Raw genomic sequence first — 9183 nt, 5'->3', positions numbered from 1 at the left:
TCCCCGCGGGCCAGGCGGGCGACTCACCGATGCCCCCACCACTGATGGCGCGGGCGAGCGCCGGCCGCTCTCCTGGCCGGCGATGGACGCGACCAGATGCTGTCCACGGTGACAACACATACTCATCTCGCGCGCCCCGGCTTCTGCGCGACCGTGGCTTCAATGTGGCCATCCCCGAGGCGCCCGATCAGCGAGGACACCGCGAGCGGCGCGGATCACTCATCGGCAGACTCGTGTCGGCCCCGACGACGCCGACGACGATGGTCGCAACATCATCGAGCGCCGCTACAGCCACATTAAGCATCGGCAACGGCTGGCCATCCGGTACGACAAACCCGCGATCGTCTACCCCGCGGCCGTGATTCTCAACGCGGTCGACGCCTGGATCCGGAAAATGTCAGACGTGCCCTACTCGATCGGTGGCCGCCAGACGACGACGTCGGTCTGGCGGCGGATCCGCGTGGCCCCGCCCGTCAGCGTCACGACGCCGCCGCGCGCGTTCGTCGCGAAGACGCGGGCGCCCGGGCGGTTCTGCTGCTCCTCGCGCAGCTCGCGCTCGAGCGTGCGCACCTCGGCACGCAGGTGCTGCACCTCGTTCTCGAGGTCGAGCATTCGCTGGATCACGGCGAGAGGGACCCCCTCGCCCGAGAGGCGCGCGATCTCGCCGAGCTGCGCGATGTCGCGCAGCGAATACCTCCGGGATCCGCCCCGCGTGCGCCCCGGCACGACGAGGCCGATCCTGTCGTACTGGCGGAGGGTCTGCGGGTGCAGGCCCGAGAGCTCGCTCGCCGCCGCGATCGGGAAGATCGGGTCGGTGTCGGTCACGCCGTCCGGCAGCTGCATCTGCATCCCCTCCTCTCAGTCGATCGTGGCGCGTCGGGTCACCGGAACAGCGCGGCGCGCGGATCCTCGGGCGACTCGACGGCCCGGTACGCTTCGAGCGCCTCGGTCTGCTCGTCGGTCAGGTGCGACGGGACCGCGATCTGCACCTCGGCCAGCATGTCGCCCGTGCCCTTCGACGTCGTCATGCCGCGCCCCTTGACCCGCAGAACGCGCCCCGACGGCGTGCCGGGGGCGACGCGCAGCTTGACGCGGTCGCCGTCCAGCGTCGGGACCTCGATCGTCGTGCCGAGCACCGCCTCGGTGAAGAGGACGGGCACCGTGAGGCGCAGGTTGAGGCCGTCGCGCGAGAACACGGGGTGCGGGCGCACCGAGACCTCGACGACGATGTCGCCGTTGGCCCCACCCGACGTCGACGCGCGGCCGCGGCCGCGGAGGCGGATCTTCTGCCCGTCGGCGACGCCGGCGGGGATCTTGACCTTGAACGGCTTGCCGTCCTCGCCGCGGAGCGAGATCGTCTCGCCCTTCGCGGCCGTCATGAAGTCGATCGTCGTGCGGGCGCGCGTGTCTGCACCCTTCTGCGGGCCGCCGAACCCAGCGCCCGCGCCGAAGCCCGCGGGCCGGCCGCCCGTCGCCCCGCCGAACATCGAGAAGATGTCGTCGAAGTCGGGCGAGCCGCCGCCCCGCTGCGCGAACCGGCTGAAGACGTCCTCGAAGCCGCCGCCCTGGGATCCGGCCCCCGCCGTGAAGCGGGCCCCGGATCCCATCGCGCGCAGCTCGTCGTACTCCTTGCGCTGCTCGGCGTCCGAGAGCACGGAGTACGCCTCGCTGATCTCCTTGAACTTCGCCTCGGCGGCGGCGTCGCCCGGGTTGGAGTCCGGGTGGTGCTTCCGCGCGAGCTTGCGATAGGTCTTCTTGAGATCGGCCTCGCTGACGTCCTTCGAGACGCCCAGGACCTTGTAGAAGTCCTTGTCGAACCAGTCCTGGTTTGCCATGCGTTCCTTCTTGGTGTTCTGACGCCGGAGTTACTCGGCGGGGACCGCGACGACGACCTTCGCGGGGCGCAGCTCGATGTCGCCCAGGCGATAGCCGACCTCGACGACCTCGAGGATCGTCGCCGTCTCGGCTCCCGGCGTCGGCTGCTGGAAGACCGCCTCGTGCTGCTGCGGGTCGAACACGTCGCCCGCCGCGCCGTAGGCCACGAGGCCCGTGCCCTCGGCGACGCCGCGCATCTTGTCGGCCACGAGCGCGAAGGCAGAGCCCTCGGGCAGGTCGCCGGCCTTGGCCGCGCGGTCGAGGTCGTCGAGCACGGGGAGGAGGCGCTTGGCCACCTGGCCCGTCGCCCGGTCGATCTCGACCTGGCGCTGCTCCTCGGTGCGGCGGCGGTAGTTCGCGTACTCGGCCTGCAGGCGCTTGAGGTCGTGGAGCAGCTGCGTCTCGTAGTCGCTCTTCTCGGCCTCGGCCGCCTCGTCGGTCTGCTCGGCGTCGAGGATGTCGTCGACCGTCAGGCCGTCGCCGTCAGCAGATCCCCCCGAGGCGGGGGCCGTGTCCTCGGCCCCCGCCTCGTCGGGCTGCTGGATCTCGTCGTCGCCGTTCGGCTCGGTGGGATCCGTCGCTGCCATGATTACTTCTTCTCGTCCTCGTCGTCGATGACCTCGGCGTCGACCACGTCTTCGTCGCTCGAGGCGTCGGCCTCGGGCGCCGCGTCGGCGGCCGGCTCCTGCTGGGCCTGCGCGTAGAGCGCCTCGCCGAGCTTGGTCTGGCTCGCGTTCAGGGCGTCGAGCGCCGTCTTCACGGCGTCGTCGTCATCGCCCGCGAGGGCCGTCTTGAGCGCCGCGACGTCGGCCGAGACCGACTCCTTGACGTCGGCGGGGAGCTTCTCGTCGTTGTCGGCGATGAGCTTCTCGACCGAGTAGGCGAGCGTCTCGGCCTGGTTGCGGGTGTCGGCGGCCTCGCGGCGCTTCTTGTCCTCGGCCGCGTTCTCCTCGGCCTCGCGCACCATGCGGTCGATGTCCTCCTTCGCGAGCGAGGATCCGCCCGTGATGGTCATCGACTGCTCCTTGCCCGTGCCCTTGTCCTGGGCCGACACGTGGACGATGCCGTTCGCGTCGATGTCGAACGTGACCTCGACCTGCGGCAGGCCGCGGGGGGCCGGGGCGATGCCCGTGAGCTCGAAGGTGCCGAGCGGCTTGTTGTCGCGGGTGAACTCGCGCTCGCCCTGGAACACCTGGATCGCCACCGACGGCTGGTTGTCCTCGGCCGTCGTGAACGTCTCGCTGCGCTTGGTCGGGATCGCGGTGTTGCGCTCGATGAGCTTCGTCATGATGCCGCCCTTGGTCTCGATGCCGAGGGACAGCGGGGTCACGTCGATGAGGAGGACGTCCTTGCGCTCGCCCTTCAGCACGCCGGCCTGCAGGGCGGCGCCCACGGCGACGACCTCGTCGGGGTTGACGCCCTTGTTGGGCTCCTTGCCCGCGACCTTCTTGACGAGCTCGCTCACGGCGGGCATGCGGGTCGATCCGCCGACGAGCACGACGTGGGCGATGTCGGCGACCTTGATGCCGGCCTCGCGGATGACGTCGTCGAAGGGCTTCTTGGTGCGCTCGAGCAGGTCGCTCGTGAGCTCCTCGAACTTCGCGCGGGTGAGCGTCTCACTCAGCGACGCGGGGCCCTCGGCCGTCAGCGACAGGTAGGGAAGGTTGATGCTCGTCGAGGCGCTCGACGAGAGCTCCTTCTTCGCCTGCTCGGCGGCCTCCTTGAGGCGCTGCAGCGCGATCTTGTCGCCCGCGACGTCGACGCCCGTCGTCGCCTTGAACTGCGTGATCAGCCAGTCGACGACGCGCTGGTCCCAGTCGTCGCCGCCGAGGCGGTTGTCGCCCGAGGTGGAGCGCACCTGGATCGTCGAGAAGTCGTCGTCCTTGCCCACCTCGAGGAGCGAGACGTCGAACGTTCCGCCGCCGAGGTCGAAGACGAGGATGAGCTCGTCCTCCTGGCCCTTGTCGAGGCCGTACGCGAGGGCGGCGGCCGTGGGCTCGTTGACGATGCGCAGGACGTTGAGGCCCGCGATCTCGCCGGCCTCCTTCGTGGCCTGGCGCTCGGCGTCGTTGAAGTACGCGGGGACCGTGATGACGGCGTCGGTCACGGTGTCGCCGAGGTACTGCTCGGCGTCGCGCTTCAGCTTCTGGAGGATGCGCGAGGAGATCTCCTGCGGCGTGTACTTCTTGTCCTCGACCGCGAACGTCCAGTCGGTGCCCATGTGGCGCTTGACCGAGGCGATCGTGTGGTCGACGTTCGTGACGGCCTGGCGCTTGGCGGTCTCGCCGACGAGCACCTCACCGTCCTTGGCGAAGGCCACGACCGACGGGGTCGTGCGCATGCCCTCGGCGTTCGCGATGACCTTGGGCTCGCCGCCCTCGAGGACGGCGACGACCGAGTTGGTCGTTCCGAGGTCGATACCCACAGCACGTGCCATGTCGTTACTCCATTCGTTGGCGAAGTCAGGTCGCGATACTTGAGTCGCGATGGCTCAACTGTACCGCGCGCGATCCGCCCTGTCAATAAACTTGATATGACCCGGCTCAGGTTTTGAGATGAACTCCGGGGAACGGCGGGCAACCGGCGGTTCCCTCCGGCGGGATACCCTGCGCGCATGCCCGAACACGTCCCGGCGGCCGCCGACAGCGAGGCCCTCCCCGTCATCGGCCTCCAGAAGCAGCTCGACCGCGAGCCCGCGAAGCGCTCCACGATCCTGTCGTGGGCGTTCTGGGACTGGGGGACGCAGCCGTTCAACACCGTCATCGTCACCTTCATCTTCACGGCGCTCTACCTGACGACCGACGCCTTCCTCCCCGCCGACGTCGCGGCACTCGACGACGAGGATCCGCTCAAGCTCCGCGCGCTCGCCGACCTCGCGTCGGGGCTCGGCCTCGGCACGACGATCGCGGGCCTCCTGATCCTCGCGATCGCGCCCGTCCTCGGCCAGCAGGCCGACGCGGCGGGCAGGCAGAAGCTCTGGCTCGGCATTGGCACGGGCGGCATGATCCTCGCGATGCTCGGCCTCTGGTTCGCCGAGCCGACCCCGCAGCTGTTCTGGCTCGGCGTCGCGCTCGTCGCTGTCGGCACGGTGTTCAGCGAGATCGGATCCGTCAACGCCAACTCCCTGCTCGTGAGCATCGCGACCCCGAAGAACGTCGGCCGCATCTCGGGGCTCGGGTGGGGCTTCGGCTACATCGGCGGCATCGTCGCGCTCGTCCTCGTCGTCGTGTTCTACGTCTCCGACTGGTTCGGGATCTCCGACGACGGCGGGCTCCCGTTCCGGATCATCGCGGTCGGCTGCGCGGTCTGGGCGATCGCCTTCACGATCCCTGTCTTCGTCGCGGTCCCCGAGCCGGACCCGATCGGCAAGCCGTCACGCCGCGTGGGCTTCCTCCGCAGCTACGCCCTGCTCGTGAAGGACGTCGTCAGCCTCTACCGCTCGCCGTCGACGCGCAACACGTTCTGGTTCCTCGTCGCGTCGAGCGTCTTCCGCGACGGGCTCAGCGGCGTGTTCACCTTCGGCGCCGTCATCGCGGGCAGCGTCTTCGGCTTCGGGTTCATCGAGCTCGTGATCTTCGGCATCGCGGCGAACCTCATCGCGGGGCTCTCGACGATCCTCGTCGGGCGGTGGGACGACCGCTACGGCCCCAAGGCGATCATCGTGTCGTCGCTCGTCGTCATGATCGTCGCGGGCATCGCGGTGTTCGCCCTCGCGGGCCTCGGATCCATGGTGTTCTGGGTCGGAGGCCTCGTCCTCTGCGCGTGCGTCGGCCCCGCCCAGTCGGCCGGCCGCTCCTTCCTCGCCCGCGTCACGCCCGCGGGCCGGGAGGGCGAGATCTTCGGCCTGTACGCGACGACGGGCCGCGCCGCGAGCTGGATGTCGTCGGCGCTCTGGGCGCTGCTCATCGCGATCACGGGGGCGACGCTGTACGGCGTGCTCGGCATCGTCGTCGTGCTGCTCGCGGGGCTCCTGATTCTGCTGCCCGTGCGCGACGCGCGCTGAGCGCGGCAGGCCCCGTACACGAAGGAAGCCCGGGCTGCGCTCCCCCGATCGCGTCCCGGGCCCCACACCTTGCGGTTTCGTCGGCGCGGTATCCGCGAGATCCGACAGCTCTGACGTTACCGACCGGACCCGCGCGATCACGGCCGTTCCGCGCTGTTTCACCCGCCTCTCACCCTCGAATCATCCGGATCACCCCGGGCGTGCGAGGATACGAGGGAACCACGCGCGCAAGGGGTGAGCACATGGCGATGGACGAGCGTCTCAGTCGGCCGCGCCTCGTGTCGCTCTGGGAGCGCGTGATGCCGGGATCGACCGTCCTCGTCACGGCGCAGCACCGCTCGGGCGTCGCCACGAGCGTGCGCGAGTGGCTCGCCGGCTCGGGCCGCGAGCTCGTCGAGTGGTCGTCGAACCGCACCAAGGTGCCCGCCTCCGCCCCCGACGCCGACGTCGTCGTGCTCGACCTCGAGGGCATGCGCGAGCCGCACGGCCAGGCCGTGGTCAACGCGCGCGAGCGCTGGCCGGACGCGACCCTCATCGCGGTGTCGTCGACCCGCTGGCCCCCGCAGCTGCCCGGCCGGGGGTTCCGGCCGGAGCGCGTCTTCGCGGGATCCCTCTTCGGGTTCACGCCCGACGAGGCGCTCGACCGCGCCGCCCAGCTGGGCCTCGACCTCGCGTGGGACGACGCCGCGCAGCTGCTCGAGCGCATCGGCACGCACGCGGGCTTCGTCGACGCCGTGCTGCGCGCGGCCGCGGCGCGCGGATCCCTCGACGAGCAGGCGATCCGGGCGGGCAGCCAGGAGGCGACCGAGGCGTTCTCGAGCGACGCCGCGGCGGGGGTCTTCCGCCCGAACGCCTGGGCGGCCGTCCTCGCGTCGGCCCGCATCGGCCCCATGCCGCGGCGCACCCTCCTCGCGGTCTGGGACCTCGACGAGGTCGTCCGCGCCGCCCTCGACAACATCCTGCAGTCGGGGTTCTTCGTCGAGGACATCGAGACCGAGACGATCCAGCTGCGCCCCGACATCCGCGGCGCCGTGATCCGCCGCATCGAGGCCGAGGCGCAGGCGGGCGCCGTCGACGCCGTCGTCGCCGAGCTCGCGTCGCGGCTGCTTCGGACGGGCGCCGTCGAGGACGGCTGGAACGTCGTCGCGGATCTGCCCGGCGCCCGCAGGCGGCTGCTCACGGAGCACTGGTGGCAGCTCGGCGAGCTCGACGTCGCGCGGGTCGCGCCGTGGCTCGAGGAGGCGACGCGCGCCGCGGCGGATCCGTCGCTCCGGATCGCCGCCGCGCGCACCCTCATCGACGTGACGAGCGCGGGCCACTCGGGCCGGATCACGGCCGCCGACCGCCGCGCCGCCGCGCGCCTCCTCGACCAGGCGACGGCCGGCGACGACGTCTGCCCGAGCATCGCGCTCATGGCCGAGGTGCTGCGCGGCGTGATCCTGCGCCTTGAGGGACGCTACGCCGAGGCCCACGACCTGCACGACCGGCTCGCGAACGAGAACGGAGGGCGCGCCGACGACGGCCCCGAGCGCACCGCCGTCCTCGCGAACCTCCTCGTGCACGCGGGGCTCAGCGCTTTCGACGCGACGCACCCGCGCCTCGCCGCCGACCGCCTCACCGCCGCGGCCGCCATCGCCCACGCGGGCGGCCACGCGCAGCTCGCCGGCTACGCGCACGAGATCCTCATGATCGCGTCGACGACCGTCGCGCCGTCGATCGGCGCCTACCAGAGCTTCGTCGACAGCCTCATCGGCGCGCGCGTCGAGTCGCGCCCGCTGCGGAGCGTCGTCGAGATCTGGAACGCGCTCTACGTCGTCGACCCCGCCGCCGTGCAGGCGGCGCTCGACGACGCCGAGGCGGCCGCGTTCGCCGACCCGCTCGCGCTGAGGCTCGTGTCGATCGCGATGCGCACCGTCGCGCACGGGCTGCTCGAGACCCCCGACGTCGCGGCCCGATCCCTCGAGATCTTCCAGGCGTCGGTCGCGGATCACGAGCTCTCGCCGCTGCACACGGCGCTCCTCACGTGGGCGCGCGTCGAGGGGTGGATCCAGACGGGCGAGAGCGCCCGCGCCGTCGCCGCCCTCGAGGAGCTGCGGGGCGACGCGCCGGCCGCGGGCCCGCTCGACGTGCTGCTGGCGCGCGCGCTCCTCGCCTCGTCCGACCACGCGGGCGCCGTCGCGGCGCTCGAGCGCTTCCACGACGACCGCGGCACGGGGATCATCTCGGTGTGGGCGCACGCCCTCCTCTTCCACGCGCACGCGGCGCTCGGATCCGACGGGCCGGCCCGCGACCACCTCGCGCTCGCGATCGTCTCGGCCTCGCGCGCTCGGCCCGTGCTGCCGTTCGTCATCGAGGGGCGCGCGGCGCTCGCGGCGACGATCGCGCAGGCCGAGCACCTGGGGCTCGACGCCGCGGGGCGCCGCTTCGTCGACGAGCTCGCGCGCGTGCGCGACGACCTGCAGGGGGCGACCCGCGTCGACATGACGCTGAGCGAGCGCGAGCGCGCCGTCGCCGCCCGCCTCGCCGACGCCGAGTCGACCCGCCACCTCGCGCAGCTGCTGCACGTCTCGCCCAACACGGTCAAGACCCAGCTGCGCTCGATCTACCGCAAGCTCGGCGTCTCCTCGTGGGCAGACGCCGTCGCCGCCACCCGCCGATTGGGGCTCACCGAATGACCGACGTCCCCGCGCCGAGCCGCGACAACATCCTGACGCGCCTCGCCCAGCCCGCCGTCCTCGTGATCGCGATCTGGGCGATCCAGGTCCTCGACGCGATCCTGCCCGGGTCGTTCTCGGTTCTGGGGATCCGGTCGTGGAGCCTCACGGGATCCTTCGGCATCCTCGCCGCTCCCCTCCTGCACGCGAGCTGGGCGCACCTCATCTCGAACACGTGGCCGCTCCTCGTGATGGGCGGGATCGCGTCGCTCGACGGCGTGCGCCGCTTCTGGTCGGTCACGCTCCTCGCCGCGATCGTCTCGGGCGTCGGGGCGTGGGTGTTCAACGCGCCGGGCACCCTCACGATCGGGGCGTCGGGCGTCGTCTTCGGCTACTTCGGCTACCTCCTGGCGCGGGCGTTCGTCGCCCCATCGCTCGGGCGCGGGATCGTGTACGCGATCGTCGCGGTCGTCGTCGCGATCGCCTACGGCGGCGTCATGCTCACGGGCATCTTCGGCGCCGCGCAGGGCGTCTCCTGGCAGGCGCATCTCTTCGGCGCCGTCGGGGGCGCGCTCGCCGCCTGGATCCTCCGCCCGCGACGGGCGCAGGCTCCCGGCGGGCGCCCCGGCCGCCGTCCGTAGGGTGGGGGCC

Annotated in this window: 7 protein-coding genes; 3 read left to right on the top strand and 4 right to left on the bottom strand. The window is 71.7% G+C overall.

Features of this window, described 5'->3' with window-relative positions; genetic code table 11:
• Nucleotides 1-408: 408 nt before the first annotated feature.
• From H576_RS0105915 to dnaK, 4 genes are read right to left on the bottom strand one after another with little or no spacing between them, the layout of a single operon-like run.
• Nucleotides 409-843 (bottom strand): heat shock protein transcriptional repressor HspR, encoded by a 435-nt coding sequence (locus H576_RS0105915; protein ID WP_156888140.1) that lies wholly within the window; start codon nucleotides 841-843, stop codon nucleotides 409-411.
• Nucleotides 844-881: 38 nt separating this feature from the next.
• A complete protein-coding gene (locus tag H576_RS0105910) occupies nucleotides 882-1835 on the bottom strand; it encodes a DnaJ C-terminal domain-containing protein (protein WP_029150175.1) in 954 nt (317 codons plus the stop codon).
• A 30-nt stretch (nucleotides 1836-1865) separates the two neighbouring features.
• The gene (locus tag H576_RS0105905) at nucleotides 1866-2462 is read right to left on the bottom strand and encodes a nucleotide exchange factor GrpE (protein WP_029150174.1); all 597 of its coding nucleotides are present in this window, start codon (nucleotides 2460-2462) and stop codon (nucleotides 1866-1868) included.
• A 2-nt stretch (nucleotides 2463-2464) separates the two neighbouring features.
• The gene (dnaK, locus tag H576_RS0105900; RefSeq protein ID WP_029150173.1) at nucleotides 2465-4312 is read right to left on the bottom strand and encodes a molecular chaperone DnaK; all 1848 of its coding nucleotides are present in this window, start codon (nucleotides 4310-4312) and stop codon (nucleotides 2465-2467) included.
• Between the two features lie 177 nt (nucleotides 4313-4489).
• Between dnaK and H576_RS14530 the strand changes: the two genes are divergently transcribed.
• From H576_RS14530 to H576_RS0105885, 3 genes are all read left to right on the top strand, one after another.
• Nucleotides 4490-5878 carry an MFS transporter gene (locus H576_RS14530; RefSeq protein ID WP_036319484.1) on the top strand — a complete coding sequence of 463 codons (1389 nt, stop codon included), beginning with the start codon at nucleotides 4490-4492 and terminating at the stop codon, nucleotides 5876-5878.
• A gap of 242 nt (nucleotides 5879-6120) precedes the next feature.
• Nucleotides 6121-8553, top strand: coding sequence for a helix-turn-helix transcriptional regulator (locus H576_RS17085; protein WP_036319482.1), 2433 nt, complete (start codon nucleotides 6121-6123; stop codon nucleotides 8551-8553).
• The gene (locus H576_RS0105885; protein WP_029150172.1) at nucleotides 8550-9173 is read left to right on the top strand and encodes a rhomboid family intramembrane serine protease; all 624 of its coding nucleotides are present in this window, start codon (nucleotides 8550-8552) and stop codon (nucleotides 9171-9173) included. Before H576_RS17085 ends, H576_RS0105885 begins: the two co-directional genes overlap by 4 nt.
• Nucleotides 9174-9183: the final 10 nt, after the last annotated feature.

Source organism: Microbacterium indicum DSM 19969 (assembly GCF_000422385.1).
GTDB lineage: Bacteria > Actinomycetota > Actinomycetes > Actinomycetales > Microbacteriaceae > Microbacterium > Microbacterium indicum.
This window is presented reverse-complemented; position numbering and strand designations above follow the sequence as displayed.

Bases quoted from the DNA above. Each gene is read 5' to 3' on its own strand.
- H576_RS0105915 (WP_156888140.1), bottom strand. From the start codon at position 843: ATGCAGCTGCCGGACGGCGTGACCGACACCGACCCGATCTTCCCGATC.
- H576_RS0105910 (WP_029150175.1), bottom strand. From the start codon at position 1,835: ATGGCAAACCAGGACTGGTTCGACAAGGACTTCTACAAGGTCCTGGGC.
- H576_RS0105905 (WP_029150174.1), bottom strand. From the start codon at position 2,462: ATGGCAGCGACGGATCCCACCGAGCCGAACGGCGACGACGAGATCCAG.
- dnaK (WP_029150173.1), bottom strand. From the start codon at position 4,312: ATGGCACGTGCTGTGGGTATCGACCTCGGAACGACCAACTCGGTCGTC.
- H576_RS14530 (WP_036319484.1), top strand. From the start codon at position 4,490: ATGCCCGAACACGTCCCGGCGGCCGCCGACAGCGAGGCCCTCCCCGTC.
- H576_RS17085 (WP_036319482.1), top strand. From the start codon at position 6,121: ATGGCGATGGACGAGCGTCTCAGTCGGCCGCGCCTCGTGTCGCTCTGG.
- H576_RS0105885 (WP_029150172.1), top strand. From the start codon at position 8,550: ATGACCGACGTCCCCGCGCCGAGCCGCGACAACATCCTGACGCGCCTC.